This is a genomic window from Pseudomonas guariconensis (genome assembly GCF_900102675.1).
GTDB classification, from domain to species: Bacteria; Pseudomonadota; Gammaproteobacteria; order Pseudomonadales; family Pseudomonadaceae; genus Aquipseudomonas; species Aquipseudomonas guariconensis.
Genome location: NZ_FMYX01000004.1, coordinates 180180 through 199451, shown reverse-complemented (window position 1 = coordinate 199451; position 19272 = coordinate 180180). Strand labels below are relative to the sequence as shown.

The following is a 19272-nucleotide window of genomic DNA, read 5'->3' as shown; positions in this document are numbered from 1 at the left end:
ACTCCATCATGGACCCTTCCCCTGGTTTCAGCTTCATCTCCCTCTTCGCCGACTTCGGCATGATTCTCTTTGCCTTCCTTCTGGTGCTGCTCAACGGCTTCTTCGTTGCCGCCGAGTTCGCCATGGTCAAGTTGCGCGCGACCCGCGTCGAGTCGATCGCCGAACTGCACGGCTGGCGCGGCAGCATCCTGCGCAAGGTTCACAACCAGCTGGACGCCTACCTGTCGGCCTGCCAGCTGGGCATCACCCTGGCCTCCCTGGGCCTGGGCTGGGTCGGTGAGCCGGCCTTCGCGCACCTGCTCGAGCCGCTGCTAGCCGCCGTTGGCGTCGATACGCCGGAGCTGGTCAAAGCGATCTCGTTCTTCGTCGCCTTCTTTGTGATCTCCTACCTGCACATCGTGGTCGGCGAGCTGGCGCCCAAGTCCTGGGCGATCCGCAAACCCGAGCTGCTGTCGCTGTGGACGGCGGTGCCGCTGTACCTGTTCTACTGGTTGATGTACCCGGCGATCTACCTGCTCAACGCCAGCGCCAACACCATTTTGCGTATCGCCGGCCAGGGCGAGCCTGGACCGCACCACGAGCATCATTACAGCCGCGAAGAACTCAAGCTGATCCTGCATTCGAGCCGTGGCCAGGACCCAAGCGACCAAGGCATGCGTGTACTGGCTTCGGCAGTGGAGATGGGCGAACTGGAAGTGGTCGACTGGGCCAACTCCCGCGAGGACATGGTCAGCCTCGATGCCAAGGCACCGCTCAAGGAAATCCTGGCGATGTTCCGTCGCCACAAGTTCAGCCGCTACCCGGTCTACGACGCCGAGCGCGAAGAGTTCGTGGGGCTGTTGCACATCAAGGACCTGCTGCTGGAACTGGCCGAGATGGACCACTTCCCAGAAACCTTGGACCTGGACGACCTGGCTCGCCCGCTGGAGCGCGTCTCGCGGCACATGCCGCTGTCCCAGCTGCTGGAGCAATTCCGCAAGGGCGGCGCGCACTTCGTGCTGGTCGAGGAAGCCGACGGCAAGGTGATCGGCTACCTCACCATGGAGGACGTGCTGGAAGTGCTGGTCGGCGACATCCAGGACGAGCACCGCAAGACCGAACGCGGCATCCTCGCCTACCAGCCGGGCAAGCTGCTGGTACGTGGCGACACGCCATTGTTCAAGGTCGAACGGCTGCTGGGGGTGGATCTGGACCACATCGAGGCCGAGACCCTGGCAGGTCTGGTCTATGAAACGCTCAAGCGCGTACCGGAGGAAGAGGAAGTGCTGGAGGTCGAAGGCCTGCGAATCATCATCAAGAAGATGAAAGGGCCGAAGATCGTGCTGGCCAAGGTACTGAAGCTCATCTGACTGCTCTGGGGGCGCTTTGCGCCCCATCGCTGGCTGGCGCCAGCATCCACAGCGCCCCCTGCAAGCTCAAGGGTTGCCAGCGGTGAAGTCTGGCATCCCTCCGATCGGTCGGTCGAACTGGTAGGGGATCGACTCCAGCGCCAACCCCACGTTGCGCTGCACCACGAAATGCAGGTGGGGCCCGGTGCTGTTGCCGGTATTGCCCGACTTCGCCAATGGCGCCCCCTGCAACACCCGCTGCCCTTCGCTGACCACCACCGACCCGCGCATCAGATGCAGATAGACACCCATGGTGCCATCCGGATGCAGGATCCTGACGAAGTTGCCCGCCGGGTTGTTGCCACGGCCCGTCTGGTTGTTCTCGATCTTCACCACCACCCCGCCCCGCGCCGCGACGATCGGCGTGCCTTCGGGCATGGCGATGTCCATGGCGTAGCGCCCTTTGGGGCCAAAGTGGCTGAAGCGCCCGTTCGGGCCCTGGCTCAGCCGGAACGGCCCTCCTTGCCAGGGGAACGGATAGCGAAACGCCTGTGGGCGCCGCGCGGGGTCACCCAGGGCATAGCGCAGTTTCGAATCGTATTTCACCCGCTCGCCGGGCAACGCCGCCAGTACCGTCAGCACCTGCGTCGAGCGCGGCGGTACCACGCGCCGGACGATCCGGGGCGCACTGCCGCCCTGGACATTGGCCAGGCGCTGCAAACGCAGCTCGACCTCCACCGGCGCGAACAGATCGTTACGCACGAAAAAGCGCGTACCGCCCGCAAAATCGACTGTACGCAAACGCACCTGGCGCTCCAGCCGCTCGAACATCGGCTCGCGCAGCACGAACGCTTTGGCACCAGGGCTTGGGTGTTCAGAGTAGGAGACCACGCCGTAAGCATCGGTGGTCTTGTACAGGGTCATGCCCACGCTCGAAGCCGAGACCGTGAGCAAGGCACAGAACAGCAGCAGACGAGTTGGCATGGCGGTGGCTTTTTGACAGTTATTGTGTCTGGAAGCCTAGCAGTCGGATTTCAAAGGGGTATTGCAGTTGGTCGGGAAATGAGCAATTGGCCATCACTGGCGCCCCGCTTCACCCGCGAAAAGGGGCAAAGCCCGTGGTATCCATGGACGGTGGCTGCTTCACAGGTAAACCCGCTCCCACACGTGCTCCGCGGATACCTGTGGGCGGGTTTACCTGCGCGCAGCCGCGCTCCGGATTGGCGATCTAGGCGCCGGGGGTGAAGTGCTTCTGCGCGGTTCCGCGGGCGATCAGGCGCGACAGGTAGTCGAGCTTCTGCGCATCCTGGTCGACGAACTTGAACGTCAGTTGCAGCCAGTCACTTTCAGGCTTGGGCTCCAGGGCGGCGATGGCGTGCAGGTAGCCATTGAGCCGGGCGACTTCGGCGTTCTCGCCTTGCTCCAGGTCCAACACCGCCCCTTCGAGCACCTGTGGCAGCGTGGGGCTGCGACGAACCACCAGCAAGGCTTCCTTGAGGCTCAATGCCTTGATCACGCAGGGCTGGGTACCGCTGGACAAGCGCAACTGCCCCTGGCCACGTCCACTCTGGGCGGCGGCGGCGGCCGTCTTCGGGGTCGGCGCGTTGATCAGCGGTTTGCCAGGCGCAGGTGCCGGCGCAGCGGCAGCAGCCACCGGAGCCTTGACCGTCTCGGGGCGACCGCCGGTCAGGGCACTGAGCGAGTCATTGGCAAATGCCGAGTTGACCCGCGCCGGTGCGCTGGCCATCAGGCTGTCGAGCTTGCCGAGCTTGGTCAGGGACTTCTTCACCTTGGTCAGCAGTTGCTCGTTGGTGAACGGCTTGCCCACAAAGTCGGAAACACCGGCCTGGATGGCCTGGATCACGTTTTCCTTGTCGCCACGGCTGGTCACCATGATGAACTGCAAGTCCTTGTACTCCGGCTGCTGCCGGCACCAGGTGAGCAGTTCCAAGCCAGACATCTCCGGCATTTCCCAATCGCACAGGACCAGGTCGAACCGCTCCTTGCCCAGCATGGCCATGGCCTTGCGGCCGTTGACCGCATCTTCGATGACGATGCCTGGGAAGGCATTGCGCAGACACTTCCTCACCAGGTCACGGATGAATGGCGCATCATCCACGACCAGCACATTGACCTTACTCATCGATACTCCTCTTGAACCCCGACTAGCATACCGCCGACTGATGGCCATTTGCCAAACCACTGGTCACGCCGGGACTCCTCTGGTCATTCGCGGGTGCCTGCTGGCTGCTCGACCGCAAACGAAAACGCCCGGCCTAGGCCGGGCGTCGATGCTCGGGAGCAATCCTACTTATCGTCCGATTCGGCCGGAACATTAGCGATTTCGCCATCGTCGGCCGCTTCGCCCAGCACTTCGGCCTTCATGCGTTTGAGGCCCATGTGACGCACGTCGGTGCCGCGCACCAGGTAGATCACCAGTTCCGAGATATTGCGCGCATGGTCGCCGATGCGCTCCAGCGAACGCAGGGCCCAGATCACGCTCAGCACGCGGGAGATCGAGCGCGGATCTTCCATCATGTAGGTGACCAGTTCACGCAGGGCGGTCTTGTACTCGCGGTCGATGGTCTTGTCGTACTGGGCCACCGAGAGGGCGAGATCCGCATCGAAACGGGCGAAGGCGTCCAGCGCGTCACGCACCATGTTGCGGACCTGGTCACCGATGTGGCGCACTTCGACGTAGCCGCGTGGCGACTCGCCTTCCTCGCACAGCTGAATGGCGCGGCGGGCGATCTTGGTCGATTCGTCGCCGATGCGCTCCAGGTCGATCACCGACTTGGAGATGCTGATGATCAGACGCAGGTCAGAAGCCGCCGGCTGACGACGGGCGAGGATGCGCACGCACTCCTCGTCGATGTTGCGCTCCATTTGGTTGATCTGCTCGTCGACTTCACGCACCTGCTGGGCCAGGCCCGAGTCGGCCTCGATCAACGCGGTGACGGCGTCGTTGACCTGCTTCTCGACCAGGCCACCCATCGCCAGGAGGTGGCTGCGAACCTCCTCGAGCTCGGCGTTGAACTGCTGGGAGATGTGGTGGGTAAGGCTCTCTTTGTTGATCATGCTTTCGCTCCGCGAAGTTGCAAGCCCCAAGCTGCAAGCTTCAAGTGGTTCGTGTCGTTCCCTGGCGCCGCGCTAACCGCTTTTTCTGGCAGCTGGCAGCTTGATGCTTGCAGCTGCGCCAAAGGCGCCCTTAGCCGTAACGACCGGTGATGTAGTCTTCGGTCTGCTTCTTCGCCGGATTGGTGAACAGCGTGTCGGTATCCCCGAATTCGACCAGTTTGCCCATGTACATGAAGGCGGTGTAGTCCGATACGCGGGCCGCCTGCTGCATGTTGTGGGTCACGATGACGATGGTGTATTTGGATTTCAGTTCGTAGATCAGTTCTTCGACCTTCAGCGTCGAGATCGGGTCCAGCGCCGAGCAAGGTTCGTCGAGCAGCAGCACCTCCGGCTCAACGGCAATGGTACGGGCAATGACCAGACGCTGCTGTTGACCACCGGACAGGCCTAGGGCCGAGTCGTGCAGGCGGTCCTTGACCTCATCCCACAGGGCCGCGCCCTTGAGGGCCCACTCGACGGCTTCGTCGAGCACGCGCTTTTTGTTGATGCCCTGGATGCGCAGGCCGTAGACCACGTTTTCATAGATGGTCTTGGGGAACGGGTTGGGCTTCTGGAACACCATGCCGACGCGGCGGCGCAGCTCGGCCACATCCTCGCCCTTGCGGTAGATGTTGTTGCCGTACAGGTTGATCGCGCCTTCCACGCGACAACCGTCGACCAGGTCGTTCATGCGGTTGAAGGTGCGCAGCAAGGTCGACTTGCCGCAGCCGGACGGGCCGATGAAGGCGGTCACGCGCTGCTTGGGAATGTTCATCTTCACGTCGTACAGCGCTTGCTTGTCGCCGTAAAACAGGGACAGACCCGGGACTTCGATGGCCACGGTTTCTTCGGCCAGGCGCAGGCTCTGCTTGTCGCGGCCCAGGGCGGACATGTCGATGCCGTGGGCGTGGGATTCATGCTGCATGTTCTCACTCCGTTCGTAGCTGCAAGCTTCGAGCTGCAAGCTGCAAGTTGGGTCAAAGCGGCAATCTGCTTGGAGCTTGCCGCTTGAAGCTTAAAGCTGAAATCAGCTGTCGAGGGCCTTGTACTTCTCGCGCAGGTGGTTACGGATCCACACCGCCGAGAGGTTGAGGGTCGCGATCACCAGCACCAGCAGCAGCGCGGTGGCGTACACCAGCGGCCGCGCGGCCTCGACGTTCGGGCTCTGGAAGCCGACGTCGTAGATGTGGAAGCCCAGGTGCATGATCTTCTGGTCCAGGTGCAGGTACGGGTAGTTACCGTCCACCGGCAGCGATGGCGCCAGTTTCACCACACCCACCAGCATCAGCGGCGCCACTTCGCCCGCGGCACGGGCCACGGCGAGGATCATGCCGGTCATCATGGCCGGACTGGCCATTGGCAGAACGATCTTCCACAGGGTCTCAGCCTTGGTCGCGCCGAGCGCCAGGGAGCCTTCGCGCACCGTACGTGGGATGCGCGCCAGGCCTTCCTCGGTGGCCACGATCACTACCGGCACTGCCAGCAGCGCCAGGGTCAGCGAGGCCCACAGCAGGCCCGGGGTACCGAGGGTCGGCGCCGGCAGGGCTTCGGGGAAGAACAGGCGGTCGATCGAGCCACCCAGCACATAGACGAAGAAGCCCAGGCCGAACACGCCATAGACGATCGCCGGAACACCCGCCAGGTTGTTCACTGCAATACGGATCAGGCGAGTCACCGGGCCCTGCTTGGCATATTCACGCAGGTAGACCGCCGCCAGTACACCGAACGGGGTAACGATCACGGCCATGATCAGGGTCATCATCACGGTGCCGAAGATGGCCGGGAAGATACCGCCTTCGGTATTGGCTTCACGCGGGTCGTCGCTCAGGAACTCCCACACCTTGCTGAAGTACACGCCCAGCTTGGTCATGACAGACATGCCGTTGGGCTGGTAGGCATGGACCACCTTGCTCAGGTTGATCTCCACTTCGCGGCCATTGCCGTCGCGGGCCACCAGGCTGTCGCGGGCGAATGCCTGGTGCAGGCCGGTCAGGCGCTCTTCGATGGCCTTGTAGCGAGCGTTGAGCTCGGCACGCTCAGCGTCCATGTCCGCCTGGGCGGCAGCGTCCAGCTTGCCGTCCAGCTCGAGCTTGCGAGCCTGCAGGCGCAGACGCTCAAGACCATGGTTGATGGCACCGATGTCTTTCTTCTCAAGGGTCTGCAGCTCTCGGGCCAGCTGGTCGGCGCGCTTGAGGCGACTCTGCAGCTCAGCCCAGGCGGCAGGGCCTTCGGCGACCACACGGCCTTCTTCCTTGACGCTCGCCAGGTAGCCATAGAAATTGCCCCACTCGCGGCGCTCCAGGGCAATCAAGTCGGCCGGCTTCTGCTGGTCGACCAGCCAGTCGCCTACCAACCAGGTGAAGTCGCTGCCGTTGAGGTCGCGGTTACCCACCTTGACCAGCTCGCGGGTCATGAACTCCGGGCCTTCGTCCGGAACCGGCAAGCCGGCGCCCTTGAGGCGGGCACGTGGCACTTCTTCTTTCTGCACCACCTCTGCGATGATCACATGATCGCCCTGGCCCGGCACCTTGTAGGTGGCCTGGATCAGGTCGGCTGGCCAGAAGTGGCCCAGGCCGCGGACGGCGATCACGGCGAGCAGGCCGACGGTCATGATCACCGCCATGGCGACCGCGCCACCGCTGATCCAGACGCCAGGGGCGCCGCTCTTGAACCAGCCTTTGAGGGAATCCTTTTTCACGGATCTCTACCTTTCTATCAAAGCGACGAGTATTTCTTGCGCAGACGCTGGCGAATCAGCTCGGCCAAGGTGTTCATGATGAATGTGAACATCAGCAGCACGAGGGCAGCGAGGAACAGCACACGGTAGTGGCTGCCGCCGACTTCGGATTCGGGCATTTCCACCGCCACGTTGGCGGCGAGGGTGCGCATGCCTTCGAACAGGTTCAGCTCCATGACCGGGGTGTTGCCGGTGGCCATGAGCACGATCATGGTCTCGCCCACCGCACGGCCCATGCCGATCATCAGCGCCGAGAAAATACCCGGGCTTGCGGTGAGGATGACCACGCGGGTCAGGGTCTGCCAGGGTGTCGCACCCAGGGCTAGGGAGCCCAGTGTCAGGCTGCGTGGCACACTGAATACAGCGTCTTCGGCAATGGAGTAGATGTTCGGGATGACGGCGAAGCCCATGGCGATACCCACTACCAGGGCGTTGCGCTGGTCATAGGTGATGCCCAGGTCATTGGTGATCCACAGACGCATGTCGCCGCCGAAGAACCAGTTCTCCATGAACGGGCTCATGAACAGGGCGAACCAACCGATCACCAGGATGACCGGGATCAGGATCGCCGCTTCCCAACCGTCCGGGATACGCAGGCGGATCGACTCCGGCAGGCGGCTCCAGGCAAAGCCGGCGGCGAGAATGCCGATCGGCAGGATCAGCAGCAGGCTGAACACACCTGGCAGGTGACCTTCCAGGTACGGTGCCAGGAACAGGCCGGCGAAGAAGCCGAGGATCACCGTCGGCATCGCTTCCATCAACTCGATGACCGGCTTGACCTTGCGGCGCATGCCCGGGGCCATGAAGTAGGCGGTGTAGATAGCGGCGGCGATGGCCAGAGGCGCGGCCAGGATCATCGCGTAGAAGGCGGCCTTCAGAGTGCCGAAGGTCAGCGGCGACAGGCTCAGCTTGGGCTCGAAATCGGTGTTGGAGGCCGTGGACTGCCAGACGTACTTCGGCTCGTCATAGTTCTCGTACCAGACCTTGCCCCACAGCGCGCTGAAAGACACTTCCGGGTGCGGGTTCTTCAGGCTCAGTGGCAACAGCTTGCCGCCTTGCTCGATGATGATGCGGTTGGCGCGTGGCGACAGGGCCAGCACGCCGGCGCCTTCTGCGACCGGCTCGACCAGCAGGGTGCGGTGGGCGGTGCTGTGAAACACGCCCAGCTTGCCTTCGCTGTCCAGCGCGACGAAGCCCTTGCGACGCTCTTCGGCATCGATCTGCACGACCGGCGCCTTGCCCAGCTGGAAGCTACGGATCAGCTTGAAGCGCGACTCGCCATCCGGGTCGCGAGCCATGAACCACTGGCTCAGCCCGCCCTTGGAATCACCGAAGATCAGCGAGATGCCGCCGACCAGTTGGGCGCTGGCAGTGATTTCGGTGTCGCCATCCTCAGACAGTTTGTAGCGACCATTGAGGCTCTTGTCGCGCAGGCTGAAGACGTCGGCGATGGCACGACCGTTGACCACGTACAACCATTGCTGACGCGGATCGACGAAGATGGCCTTCACCGGCTCGGTCATCTGCGGCAGCTCGATGCGGTTCTGCTCGGTGGTGACTTCGCCGGTCATCATGTTTTCCTGACGGGTCAGCTCGGTCACGTGCAGTTGCGAACCGGTAGAGCCAGCCAGCAGCAGGGTATCGCCGTTGACGTTGACACTCACGTGCTCCAGCGCGCGGCCCTGTGGGTCGAGCACGAACGGCGCCTGACCATAGGGGTAGTCGATACCCGCATCGATGGTCTTCTTGTTGTCCGGATAGGTGATCTTGTAGGTGTGGTGGAACACCAGCGCCTGGCCGTTGGACAGACCAAGCACCACCAGCGGGCTGCCCGGCTGGTCGGCGCTGATGGACGTCACTTGAGTGCCTGCCGGCAACGGCAGGTCGACATGCTCGACTTCGCTGCCGGTCTTGGAATCGAAGAACAGCGCCTGGCCCTTATCGGAAACGCGCATGCCCACGAGGTTCTGCTCCTCGAGGGCGATCATCAGCGGCTTGCCGGCATCCTGTTGCAGCCACGTCGGCTCCAGCGCTTTCTTGCTGGTCAGCTCGGCGCCCTGGAACAGCGGCAGGACCACGTAGGCCAGGTAGAAGAAGATCAGGGTGATGGCTGCCAGCACGGCAAGCCCGCCAACCAGTACATACCAGCGGGTCAGGCGATCCTTCAGCGCACGCAGGCGGCGCTTGCGTTGCAGCTCGGGCGTATTGAAGTCAATCCGCACGGGGGGAGAATTTTGGGTCATGGTGGAGTTGGCCAGATCATTCATGCGCACACCCTAGCGGTCCCGTATGACAAAAACATGACAATGCAGTGACGCAAAAAAGCCCGCCGCTCAGGAATCCTGGCTTCGGACGAGGAATTCGTGGAGGAGGCCGGCGTTCGGCGCCGGCCTCTTCCTCAGTTACTTACTTCTTTGCAACGTTACCGGCGTGGGACAAACCCAGGTCAGCCAGGGTCTTGTCGACCACTTTGGCCGGCAGCGGGATGTAGCCGTCCTTCACCACGACCTGCTGGCCCGCCTGGGACAGGACCAGTTTCACGAACTCAGCTTCCAACGGGGCCAGAGGCTTGTTCGGGGCCTTGTTGACGTAGACGTACAAGAAGCGCGACAGCGGGTAGGTACCGTTCAGGGCGTTGGCTTCGTTGTCCTCGACGAAGGCGCCGCCTTCTTTCTTGGCCAGAGGCACGGTCTTGACGCTGGCGGTCTTGTAGCCGATGCCCGAGTAGCCGATGCCGTTCAGCGAGCTGCTGATCGACTGCACGACCGAAGCCGAGCCTGGCTGCTCGTTGACGTTAGGCTTGAAGTCGCCTTTGCACAGCGCTTCTTCCTTGAAGTAGCCGTAGGTGCCGGATACCGAGTTGCGGCCGAACAGCTGGATCGGCTTGTTGGCCAGATCGCCGGTCACGCCCACATCACCCCACGTCTTGACGTCGGCTTTGCCACCACACAGACGGGTCGAGGAGAAGATGGCATCGACCTGAGCCATGGTCAGGCCCTTGATCGGGTTGTCCTTGTGGACGAAGACTGCCAGGGCGTCGACGGCGACCGGAATGGCGGTCGGCTTGTAGCCGTACTTCTGCTCGAAGGCCTGCAGCTCGACGTCCTTCATCTTGCGGCTCATCGGGCCGAGGTTGGCGGTGCCTTCAGTCAGCGCGGGTGGCGCAGTGGAGGAGCCGGCAGCCTGGATCTGGATGTTTACGTTCGGGTATTCCTTCTTGTAGGCCTCGGCCCACAGAGTCATGAGGTTCGCCAGGGTATCGGAACCGACGCTGGAGAGGTTGCCCGATACGCCAGTGGTCTTGGTGTAGGTCGGGATTGCAGGATCGACGGCGGCAACCGCATTGGCGGTAGCGACGCCAGCGGCGGCGAACGTGAGGGCCGCCATCAAACGCTTCAGTTTCATGCCTAACTCCTAGCAGGAATATTTGGGGTGTGAGATGGATCGGGCCCAAGTATCTGCAGGCCGCATGAACACTCTATGACTTGAATGTGACAATTGGATGAAAGGCCATCACGGTCGCCCGGGATGGCCTTTACAGGATGTTGCGGCACTGCAGGATAAACATCGCCATGCCGTCTTCGCGGATACGACCGCCCTCGGTCAGCGCTTGGTCGCGAGCAGGTAGACACCCACCAGCAGACCCACGGCGCACAGGCAAGACACGTAATAGGCAGGTGCCATGGGGCTGAACTTGAGCAGCGCGGTGACCACCATTGGCGTCAGGCCGCCGAAGATGGCGTAGGCCAGGTTGTAGGAGAACGAGAGCCCACTGAAACGCACCACCGGCGGGAAGGCCTTGACCATCACATAAGGCACCGCACCGACGATGCCGACGAACAGACCGGTCAACGCGTACAGCGGGAACAGTAGGTCCGGTCGCGTCGGCAGGCTGTGGTAGAAGGCCCAGGACGATGCCAGCAGCGCCAGGCTGCCGACGATGAACACACGCCCGGCGCCGAAACGATCGGCCAGGCTGCCGGCACCCACACAGCCAATGCTGAGCAGGACGATAGCCAGACTGTTGGCCTTCAGCGAGTCGGTGGGGCTGATGTGATAGAGGCTTTGCAGCAGCGCCGGGGTCATGAGGATCACCACCACGATGCCCGCCGACAACAGCCAAGTCAGCAGCATCGACAAAATGATCGCACCACGATGATCACGCAGCACCGCACGCAGCGGCAGCTCTTCGGCCAAGGCCTTTCGCTGCTGCATCTCGGCAAATACCGGCGTCTCGTGCAGCCAGCGGCGTAGGTACACCGCGAACAGGCCGAACACGCCCCCGAGCAGGAACGGAATGCGCCAGGCGTAGTCCGCCACTTCGTCGGCGCTGTAGACCGTATTGATCAAGGTTGCCACGAGCGAGCCGAGCAGAATGCCTGACGTCAGGCCCGCCGTGAGCGTGCCGCAGGCATAACCGGTATTGCGCGCCGGCACATGCTCGGAGACGAACACCCAGGCGCCCGGAACCTCGCCACCGATGGCCGCACCTTGCACGACACGCATCAAGAGCAGCAGGACCGGGGCCCACAGGCCGATCTGCGCGTAGGTTGGCAGCAGGCCCATGACCAAGGTCGGCAAGGCCATCATGAAGATGCTCAGCGTGAACATCTTCTTGCGACCGAGCAGGTCGCCGAAGTGGGCCATGATGATGCCGCCCAAAGGCCGCGCCAGGTAGCCGGCCGCGAAGATGCCGAAAGTCTGCATCAGACGCAGCCACTCGGGCATGTCGGCGGGGAAGAACAACTTGCCGACTACCGTGGCAAAGAACACGAAGATGATGAAGTCGTAGAATTCCAGTGCTCCACCAAGGGCGGACAGTGAAAGGGTCTTGTAGTCACTGCGGGTCAGCGGCCGCGAGGGCTGCTCGATACTGCTCGGCACGGAGGTCATGGGTTGTTCTCTTATTGGTCTGCAGGCCGTTTGTCACGCGGCTTCTGGGTCAGTGACCCGCGAAGATAACAAATTGCCGCACCCGCCTCATAGCGGTACAAAATCCATACAGATATTCACGAATGCGCGGTCGTCGCTGGCTGTGCAGGTCTATATACTGACCGCTCGTAGGAAAAGGTTGAGCAACACGTGGGATGCTGTGCGAAAACGCCGGTCAATGTTGCAGGCGGTTTCGCAGAGTCTCCCTTTGGCCGCCCATCGAAGCGAAATCAGCGTAGTATGTTTCAAGCTGAATCGTTTTCCCGGCGACCGTCATTTGCGCCAACCAACGAAAGCGTCACGGGTCCGAGGCCCCACCGCATGATTGAGCTCGAACAAGAAGATCCTATCCCACAGGGCGACCTTGCCCTTCAGATCACTGCCCTACCCCGTGAAACCAACGGTTTCGGCGATATCTTCGGCGGCTGGCTGGTCGCCCAGATGGACCTGGCCGGCACCGCCATGGCCAGCCGCGTCGCCGGTGGCCGCGTTGCCACCGTGGCGATCGACCGCATGGCTTTCCTGGTCCCGGTGGCCGTGGGCGCGCAGCTTTCCTTTTACACCCAGACCCTGGAAATCGGCCGTAGCTCCATCCAGATGATGGTGGAAGTGTGGAGCGACGACCCGCTTTCCAGCGAATGGCGCAAGGTCACCGAAGCTGTGTTCGTTTTCGTCGCCATCGACGGCAGTGGCCGTACCCGTTCCGTCCCTCGTCGCTGAGCCAGGGGCGCGGTAAACTCGTTGCAAGGCATGAGGTCCAAGGCCTGATATGCATCACGACGAGACAAGCGCATGGCTACTTTCCAGGTCGAAACGGAACAACACGGCGAACTCAACTGCTGGCGCATCACCAGCAATCATGCCGAACTGCTGATCGCCCAACAGGGCGCCCAGGTCTTGAGCTACCAACGACTGGGTGAGCCCCCATTGCTGTGGTTGAGCGACCAAGCCATCTTCCGCCAGGGCAAGTCCGTGCGCGCCGGAGTGCCGGTGTGCTGGCCCTGGTTCGGCAATCTGCAGCGCAACCCCCAGGCCGTGCAGGCCATGTACCAAGGCGAACAGGCACCTGCCCATGGGTTGGCGCGCACCCGTGACTGGCAGCTGCTGGGCATCGAGGAGGCCGCAGAAGGCCTTCGCATCGAGTTCAGCCTACCGGAAGCGCTGGGCGACCTGCCAGGCTGGCCTCATGAGGTCGAGCTCAAGCTGCTGATCGAAATGGGCACGCAATTGAAGCTGACCTTGAGCAGCTTCAACCAGGGTAATGACAACGTCACCATCAGCCAGGCCCTGCACAGCTACTTTGCGGTCAGCGATGTACGACAGGCTCGGGTCGAGGGCGTGGAGAACCTTGGTTACATCGAAACCCTGACCGACTGGGAACTGCGCCAGCAGCTCAGCGCCCTGGGCTTTGCCGGCGAGACCGACCGCATCTACCTGCAGACACCTGATCTGCTGAAGATCGTCGACCCGCAATGGAACCGCCGCATCACTTTGCACGCTACGGGCTCACGCTCGGCGGTGATCTGGAACCCATGGACCGATCGCGCCCGGGAGCTGGCGGACATGGCCGATGATGGCTGGCAGCGAATGCTGTGCATCGAAACAGCGAATGTGTGGGACGATGTGGTAAACCTGGCCCCAGGGGCGAGTCATTCGCTGAGCGTTACGATCACCAGCGAAGCACTCTGACCAGACCCGCTCCCACTGGGTTCTCACATAACCTGTGGGAGCGGCTCGGAAAAGATCGAATCAGAGGTCGGCGTCCTCTACCACCCTCACCTTCCCTGCCTCCAGCGCATAGGCCGCATCGGCCAGGTCGTTGCTGACCTTCTCCACCTTCAAGGTGCCACTGACCCACAGCGGCGTGTAGATGTCGTCGATTTTCATGCCTTTGGGATAACGCACCAGCACCAGCTGGTTGGGTGGCGGCGGCGGCACGTGGATACAGGCGCCGGGATACGGCACGAGGAAGAACAAGGTGCTGTTGCCCTTGGCGTCGCTTTCCAGCGGTACCGGATAACCGCCCAGGCGGATCTGTTTGCCATTCATGGCGGCCACCGTCTTGGTGGAGTACATCACCGCCGGCAGACCCTTGGCCTGCTTGAGCCCACCCTTTTCGGTGAAGGTGCCCATGGCTTCAGGAGAGTCGTGGTCGATTTCAGGCATCTGCTCGAGCGCCTTCTGGTCCGACTTTGGCATCAGCTCCAGCCAGTCGGTTTCGGGCAGCTCGGCATGGGCCAGTGCACTGGCCAGCAGTAGGGGGACAAGGAAAAACGCACGCATGAAAATGCTCGGCAACTCAGTCAATTGCCGAGCATTCTAAACCAGTCACCCGCGTTTCTTGATGAATCCGTAGATCACCAGAAGGATGATGGCACCCACCAGGGCGCCAAAGAAACCTGCGGCCTGCCCCGCCTGGTAGATACCCAGCGCCTGCCCGCCATAAGTCGCGGCAAGGGACCCGGCGATACCGAGAAGAATGGTCATGATCCAGCCCATGCTGTCGTCCCCTGGTTTCAGAAAACGGGCCAGCAGGCCGACGATCAGGCCGATGAAAATGGTTCCAATGATACCCATGGCAATCCCTCTGCTTTGAAGATGGAACAAGCCAAAGCCTAGACAGCACTTTGGCTTGTTGCCATTTCAGAGGGCCTGCGCAGGGCAGAGGTTCAATCAGCCGGCAATCAACGCTTCGACTTCGGCGATCTTGGCCTTGAGAGTGGCCATGTCGGCGCAGCGCAGGGTGGCGTGACCAACCTTGCGGCCGGCCTTGAAGGCTTTGCCGTAGTGGTGCAGGTGGCAGTCGTCGATGGCCACGACCTTATCCACAGCCGGCACTTCACCGATGAAGTTGAGCATGGCGCTCTCGCCGACCTTGGCGGTCGAGCCCAGCGGCAGGCCGGCCACGGCGCGCAGATGGTTCTCGAACTGGCTGCACTCGGCCCCTTCGATGGTCCAGTGCCCGGAGTTGTGGACCCGCGGGGCGATTTCGTTGGCCTTCAGGCCACCGTCGACCTCGAAGAACTCGAAAGCCATCACACCCACGTAGTCCAGCTTCTGCAGCACGCGACCCACGTAGTCTTCGGCCAGCGCCTGCAGCGGATGCGCATCGCTTGCGACCGACAGGCGCAGGATGCCGCTCTCATGGGTGTTATGCACCAGCGGGTAGAAGCGGGTTTCGCCATCGCGGCCACGCACGGCCACCAGCGACACCTCACCGGTGAACGGCACGAAGCCTTCGAGCAGGCATGGGACGCTGCCCAGCTCGGCGAAGGTGCCGACCACATCCTCGGCACTGCGCAGGACCTTCTGGCCCTTGCCGTCATAGCCCAGGGTCCGGGTCTTGAGGACTGCCGGCAGGCCGATGCTGGCCACCGCCGCGTCCAGGTCTTCCTGGGACAGGATGTCGGCGAACGCCGGCGTCGGGATGCCCAGATCGCGGAACATGCTCTTTTCGAACAGACGGTCACGGGCGATGCGCAGGGCTTCGGCACTTGGATAGACCGGAACGAACTGCGAGAGGAAGGCCACGGTTTCGGCCGGAACGCTTTCGAACTCGAACGTCACCAGGTCGACTTCGTCAGCCAGCTGACGCAGGTGATCCTGATCGCCGTAGTCGGCGCGCAGGTGCTCACCCAAGGCAGCCGCGCAGGCGTCCGGGGCCGGGTCGAGGAAAGCGAAGTTCATGCCCAGCGGAGTACCCGCCAAGGCCAGCATGCGGCCGAGCTGGCCACCACCGATTACACCGATCTTCATGTTGATAGCCTCAGGCCTGGCGCGGGTCCGGATTGTCCAGGACGGTTTCGGTCTGCTCCGTGCGGAACTGCTTGAGTGCCGCGTGATACTGCGGGTACTTGGCACCCAGGATGCTCGCCGAGAGCAGCGCCGCGTTGATGGCACCGGCCTTGCCGATGGCCAGGGTGGCGACAGGTACGCCTGCGGGCATCTGCACGATCGACAGCAGCGAGTCGACACCCGAGAGCATCGAGGACTGCACCGGCACGCCCAGCACCGGCAGGTGGGTCTTGGCGGCGCACATGCCCGGCAGGTGGGCAGCACCGCCAGCACCGGCGATGATCACCTCGATGCCGCGGCCTTCGGCCTCTTCGGCATACTGGAACAGCAGATCCGGCGTACGGTGGGCGGAAACCACCTTCACCTCGTAGGGAATGCCGAGTTTTTCCAGCATATCGGCGGTGTGGCTAAGGGTGGACCAATCGGACTTGGAGCCCATGATCACGCCAACCAGTGCACTCATCGTCGAGCCTCTTCGCTTGTGCGCCCTTGGGCGCGTCAAAAAACAACAAGCCACGCGGGACGACCGGCGTGGCTTGTTTGCTGATCATGGCCGGATCGTTCCGGCCTGGGGGCCGCGAAGTATAGCGTAACGCGAGGCCATCCAGGCACCCCCGGCGACCAACTGTCGGCCTTATTTTTCGGGGCTTTGGCTGACTTTCGGGTCAACAGATGCGGTCGTCGTGCCACCCTCCAGCTTGCGCCAGAGCAGACGCACGTTGGCCTTGCGGACCAAGGCGCAGCGATAGAGGCGAATTTCCAACGGCACGTGCCATTGGCTGCCTCCACAGATCGCCAGTTCGCCACGCTCCAGCTCGCCGCGCATCGACAGCCGCGGCACCCAGGCGATACCCATACCTTCAAGGGCCATGCTCTTGAGACTGTCGGCCATGGCGGTTTCATAGACAGTGGTATAGCGCAGGTTGCGCTGACGCAGCAGCAAGTTGACCGATCGACCGAGGAAAGCCCCAGCGCTGTAAGCCAGCAGAGGCACGCTGCTCTCGCCTTCAAGGTCGAACAACGGCTTGCCGTCGGCGCCCACGGCGCATACCGGCAGCATCTCGGTAGTGCCCATGTGCAGCGAGGGGAAGATTTCGGCATCCATCTGCAAGGCCGCATCCGGGTCATAGAACGCCAGCATCAGGTCGCAACCACCTTCACGCAACGCATGCACGGCATCGCCCACGTTGGTGGCCACCAGACGGGTGGCGATGTTCAGGCCGTCGTTGCGCAACTGGGCCACCCAGCGTGGGAAGAAGCCCGATGCCAGCGAGTGTGCGGCAGCCACTTGGACCACTTCACCCTGGCCGCCTTCGAGATGATGCAAATGGCGCAGAACTTCGCTCAATTGGTCGACAACCGTGCGCGCCGTGACGAGAAACAACTGCCCGGCCTCGGTCAGCTCGATCGGTGTGCGGGAACGATTCACCAAGGTCAGCCCTAGCGCCGCTTCCAGGCTGCGGATACGCCGACTGAAGGCCGGCTGGGTGACGAAACGACGCTCCGCCGCCTGGGAAAAACTACGGGTGGCGGCCAGGGCGCTGAAGTCTTCCAGCCACTTGCTTTCGAGGTTCATGAAGCGGTCTCCCAGCGCGCACCAAAATGGAACACGCTCGTTTGTCAATTGGCGTCACATGAATCGGTATGCCGTTTGTGCATAGGTTAGCGTGCAACAGCATTGGCCGCAAAATCCGGGCAGGCCTAGGATTGGCGGCATTCCGGCAGGTGCCGGGTTTAAATCGAGATGATATCCGTCATGTCCTCCGCTGCATCGTTCCGCGTCGAAAAAGACCTGCTTGGTACCCTTGAAGTCCCTGCCGATGCCTACTACGGCATCCAGACTCTGCGCGCTGCCAACAACTTCCACCTCTCCGGTGTTCCGCTGTCGCACTACCCGAAGCTGGTCGTGGCCCTGGCCATGGTCAAGCAGGCCGCTGCCGACGCCAACCGTGAGCTGGGCCACCTGAGCGATGCCAAGCACGCTGCCATCAGCGAGGCCTGCGCCCGTCTGATCCGCGGCGAGTTCCACGACCAGTTCGTTGTGGACATGATCCAAGGTGGTGCAGGTACCTCCACCAACATGAACGCCAACGAAGTCATCGCCAACGTCGCGCTGGAGGTCATGGGCCACCAGAAGGGTGAGTACCAGTACCTGCACCCGAACAACGACGTGAACATGGCGCAGTCGACCAACGACGCCTACCCGACCGCGATCCGCCTGGGTCTGCTGCTGGGTCACGACGCCCTGCTGGCCAGCCTCGACAGCCTGATCCAGGCCTTCGCGGCCAAAGGCAAGGAATTCGACCACGTACTGAAGATGGGCCGTACCCAGCTGCAGGACGCCGTGCCGATGACCCTTGGCCAAGAATTCCGCGCCTTCGCCACCACCATGACCGAAGACCTGCAGCGCCTGCGCTCGCTGGCTCCGGAGCTGCTGACCGAAATCAACCTGGGCGGTACCGCCATCGGCACCGGCATCAACGCCGACCCTGGCTACCAGGCCCTGGCCGTGCAGCGCCTGGCGACCATCAGCGGCCAGCCGCTGGTCCCGGCTGCCGACCTGATCGAAGCCACCTCCGACATGGGCGCCTTCGTGCTGTTCTCCGGCATGCTCAAGCGCACCGCGGTCAAGCTGTCGAAAATCTGTAACGACCTGCGCCTGCTGTCCAGCGGCCCGCGCACCGGCATCAACGAGATCAACCTGCCGGCACGCCAGCCAGGCAGCTCGATCATGCCAGGCAAGGTCAACCCGGTTATTCCGGAAGCCGTCAACCAGGTGGCCTTCGCCATCATGGGCAACGACCTGGCCCTGACCGTCGCCGCCGAAGGTGGCCAGCTGCAGCTGAACGTCATGGAACCGCTGATCGCCTACAAGATCTTCGACTCCATCCGCCTGCTCCAGCGCGCCATGGACATGCTGCGCGAGCACTGCATCGTCGGCATCACCGCCAACGAACAGCGCTGCCGTGAACTGGTCGAGCACTCGATCGGCCTGGTCACTGCCCTGAACCCGTACATCGGCTACGAAAACGCCACCCGTATCGCCCGCGTCGCCCTGGAAACCGGCCGCGGTGTTCTGGAACTGGTGCGCGAAGAGAAGCTGCTGGACGACGCGATGCTCGACGACATCCTGCGTCCGGAAAACATGATCGCTCCACGTCTGGTTCCGCTGAAGGCGTAACCAGACCGCTGTAAAACGTCTCACCAGGTCGAGGGACTAGACACCTCTCAACCTTTCAAGGGCCCGAGCGCACGCTACGGGCCCTTTTTTTATGCGCGCGGCCACCAAGGCCGTAGTGGACTGCAAAGCAGCGCCACATGGCCGTCCGGCACACAACTTGCTCCATAATGCTTCCCAGCCCC

Annotated in this window: 17 protein-coding genes; 4 read left to right on the top strand and 13 right to left on the bottom strand. The window is 62.6% G+C overall.

Going from position 1 to position 19272, the window contains the following annotated elements; all coding sequences use genetic code 11:
* Positions 1–8: 8 nt before the first annotated feature.
* A complete protein-coding gene (locus BLS27_RS08785) occupies positions 9–1349 on the top strand; it encodes a hemolysin family protein (protein WP_043209925.1) in 1341 nt (446 codons plus the stop codon).
* 66 nt (positions 1350–1415) lie between these two features.
* Here BLS27_RS08785 and BLS27_RS08780 read toward each other — a convergent pair whose 3' ends face one another.
* From BLS27_RS08780 to BLS27_RS08745, 8 genes are all read right to left on the bottom strand, one after another.
* On the bottom strand, positions 1416–2312 hold the full coding sequence (locus tag BLS27_RS08780) for a peptidoglycan DD-metalloendopeptidase family protein (RefSeq protein ID WP_090344185.1): 897 nt from the start codon (positions 2310–2312) through the stop codon (positions 1416–1418).
* A 244-nt stretch (positions 2313–2556) separates the two neighbouring features.
* Positions 2557–3471 carry a response regulator gene (locus BLS27_RS08775; protein ID WP_043209926.1) on the bottom strand — a complete coding sequence of 305 codons (915 nt, stop codon included), beginning with the start codon at positions 3469–3471 and terminating at the stop codon, positions 2557–2559.
* Positions 3472–3635: 164 nt separating this feature from the next.
* Entirely contained in the window at positions 3636–4406 is a 771-nt protein-coding gene (gene phoU / locus BLS27_RS08770) for a phosphate signaling complex protein PhoU (RefSeq protein WP_043209928.1), read from the bottom strand.
* Between the two features lie 130 nt (positions 4407–4536).
* A complete protein-coding gene (gene pstB / locus BLS27_RS08765) occupies positions 4537–5370 on the bottom strand; it encodes a phosphate ABC transporter ATP-binding protein PstB (protein ID WP_043209930.1) in 834 nt (277 codons plus the stop codon).
* A gap of 102 nt (positions 5371–5472) precedes the next feature.
* Positions 5473–7143 (bottom strand): phosphate ABC transporter permease PstA, encoded by a 1671-nt coding sequence (gene pstA, locus BLS27_RS08760; protein WP_043209932.1) that lies wholly within the window; start codon positions 7141–7143, stop codon positions 5473–5475.
* 17 nt (positions 7144–7160) lie between these two features.
* Positions 7161–9449 (bottom strand): ABC transporter permease subunit, encoded by a 2289-nt coding sequence (locus BLS27_RS08755; RefSeq protein ID WP_090344183.1) that lies wholly within the window; start codon positions 9447–9449, stop codon positions 7161–7163.
* 139 nt (positions 9450–9588) lie between these two features.
* Complete coding sequence (locus BLS27_RS08750) at positions 9589–10587, bottom strand: phosphate ABC transporter substrate-binding protein PstS (protein WP_043209935.1); 999 nt, start codon at positions 10585–10587, stop codon at positions 9589–9591.
* 198 nt (positions 10588–10785) lie between these two features.
* Positions 10786–12075, bottom strand: coding sequence for an MFS transporter (locus BLS27_RS08745; RefSeq protein ID WP_090344181.1), 1290 nt, complete (start codon positions 12073–12075; stop codon positions 10786–10788).
* A 360-nt stretch (positions 12076–12435) separates the two neighbouring features.
* Here BLS27_RS08745 and BLS27_RS08740 point away from each other — a divergent pair, with 360 nt between their 5' ends.
* On the top strand, positions 12436–12834 hold the full coding sequence (locus tag BLS27_RS08740) for an acyl-CoA thioesterase (protein ID WP_003253317.1): 399 nt from the start codon (positions 12436–12438) through the stop codon (positions 12832–12834).
* Between the two features lie 72 nt (positions 12835–12906).
* A complete protein-coding gene (locus BLS27_RS08735) occupies positions 12907–13803 on the top strand; it encodes a D-hexose-6-phosphate mutarotase (RefSeq protein ID WP_090344179.1) in 897 nt (298 codons plus the stop codon).
* A gap of 60 nt (positions 13804–13863) precedes the next feature.
* Here the strand turns inward: BLS27_RS08735 and BLS27_RS08730 are convergent, their stop codons facing one another.
* From BLS27_RS08730 to BLS27_RS08710, 5 genes are all read right to left on the bottom strand, one after another.
* Positions 13864–14397 carry a DUF3299 domain-containing protein gene (locus BLS27_RS08730; RefSeq protein ID WP_167358079.1) on the bottom strand — a complete coding sequence of 178 codons (534 nt, stop codon included), beginning with the start codon at positions 14395–14397 and terminating at the stop codon, positions 13864–13866.
* A gap of 45 nt (positions 14398–14442) precedes the next feature.
* Positions 14443–14691, bottom strand: a complete 249-nt coding sequence (locus BLS27_RS08725) for a GlsB/YeaQ/YmgE family stress response membrane protein (RefSeq protein WP_043209941.1) — start codon at positions 14689–14691, stop codon at positions 14443–14445.
* A gap of 96 nt (positions 14692–14787) precedes the next feature.
* Positions 14788–15870, bottom strand: coding sequence for a 5-(carboxyamino)imidazole ribonucleotide synthase (locus tag BLS27_RS08720; protein WP_070572184.1), 1083 nt, complete (start codon positions 15868–15870; stop codon positions 14788–14790).
* A 10-nt stretch (positions 15871–15880) separates the two neighbouring features.
* A complete protein-coding gene (purE, locus tag BLS27_RS08715) occupies positions 15881–16372 on the bottom strand; it encodes a 5-(carboxyamino)imidazole ribonucleotide mutase (RefSeq protein ID WP_043209945.1) in 492 nt (163 codons plus the stop codon).
* 171 nt (positions 16373–16543) lie between these two features.
* Complete coding sequence (locus BLS27_RS08710) at positions 16544–17485, bottom strand: LysR substrate-binding domain-containing protein (protein ID WP_090344176.1); 942 nt, start codon at positions 17483–17485, stop codon at positions 16544–16546.
* Between the two features lie 180 nt (positions 17486–17665).
* On the opposite strand from BLS27_RS08710, the gene aspA reads away from it, so the two are divergent.
* Positions 17666–19090 (top strand): aspartate ammonia-lyase, encoded by a 1425-nt coding sequence (gene aspA, locus BLS27_RS08705; RefSeq protein ID WP_043209948.1) that lies wholly within the window; start codon positions 17666–17668, stop codon positions 19088–19090.
* Positions 19091–19272: the final 182 nt, after the last annotated feature.

What these genes read in the sequence shown, in the direction of transcription:
- BLS27_RS08735 (WP_090344179.1), top strand. Translation starts at nt 12,907, where the DNA reads ATGGCTACTTTCCAGGTCGAAACGGAACAACACGGCGAACTCAACTGC.
- BLS27_RS08740 (WP_003253317.1), top strand. Translation starts at nt 12,436, where the DNA reads ATGATTGAGCTCGAACAAGAAGATCCTATCCCACAGGGCGACCTTGCC.
- BLS27_RS08720 (WP_070572184.1), bottom strand. Translation starts at nt 15,870, where the DNA reads ATGAAGATCGGTGTAATCGGTGGTGGCCAGCTCGGCCGCATGCTGGCC.
- BLS27_RS08785 (WP_043209925.1), top strand. Translation starts at nt 9, where the DNA reads ATGGACCCTTCCCCTGGTTTCAGCTTCATCTCCCTCTTCGCCGACTTC.
- purE (WP_043209945.1), bottom strand. Translation starts at nt 16,372, where the DNA reads ATGAGTGCACTGGTTGGCGTGATCATGGGCTCCAAGTCCGATTGGTCC.
- BLS27_RS08725 (WP_043209941.1), bottom strand. Translation starts at nt 14,691, where the DNA reads ATGGGTATCATTGGAACCATTTTCATCGGCCTGATCGTCGGCCTGCTG.
- BLS27_RS08755 (WP_090344183.1), bottom strand. Translation starts at nt 9,449, where the DNA reads ATGAATGATCTGGCCAACTCCACCATGACCCAAAATTCTCCCCCCGTG.
- aspA (WP_043209948.1), top strand. Translation starts at nt 17,666, where the DNA reads ATGTCCTCCGCTGCATCGTTCCGCGTCGAAAAAGACCTGCTTGGTACC.
- phoU (WP_043209928.1), bottom strand. Translation starts at nt 4,406, where the DNA reads ATGATCAACAAAGAGAGCCTTACCCACCACATCTCCCAGCAGTTCAAC.
- BLS27_RS08775 (WP_043209926.1), bottom strand. Translation starts at nt 3,471, where the DNA reads ATGAGTAAGGTCAATGTGCTGGTCGTGGATGATGCGCCATTCATCCGT.
- BLS27_RS08750 (WP_043209935.1), bottom strand. Translation starts at nt 10,587, where the DNA reads ATGAAACTGAAGCGTTTGATGGCGGCCCTCACGTTCGCCGCCGCTGGC.
- BLS27_RS08780 (WP_090344185.1), bottom strand. Translation starts at nt 2,312, where the DNA reads ATGCCAACTCGTCTGCTGCTGTTCTGTGCCTTGCTCACGGTCTCGGCT.
- pstB (WP_043209930.1), bottom strand. Translation starts at nt 5,370, where the DNA reads ATGCAGCATGAATCCCACGCCCACGGCATCGACATGTCCGCCCTGGGC.
- BLS27_RS08730 (WP_167358079.1), bottom strand. Translation starts at nt 14,397, where the DNA reads ATGCGTGCGTTTTTCCTTGTCCCCCTACTGCTGGCCAGTGCACTGGCC.
- BLS27_RS08710 (WP_090344176.1), bottom strand. Translation starts at nt 17,485, where the DNA reads ATGAACCTCGAAAGCAAGTGGCTGGAAGACTTCAGCGCCCTGGCCGCC.
- BLS27_RS08745 (WP_090344181.1), bottom strand. Translation starts at nt 12,075, where the DNA reads ATGACCTCCGTGCCGAGCAGTATCGAGCAGCCCTCGCGGCCGCTGACC.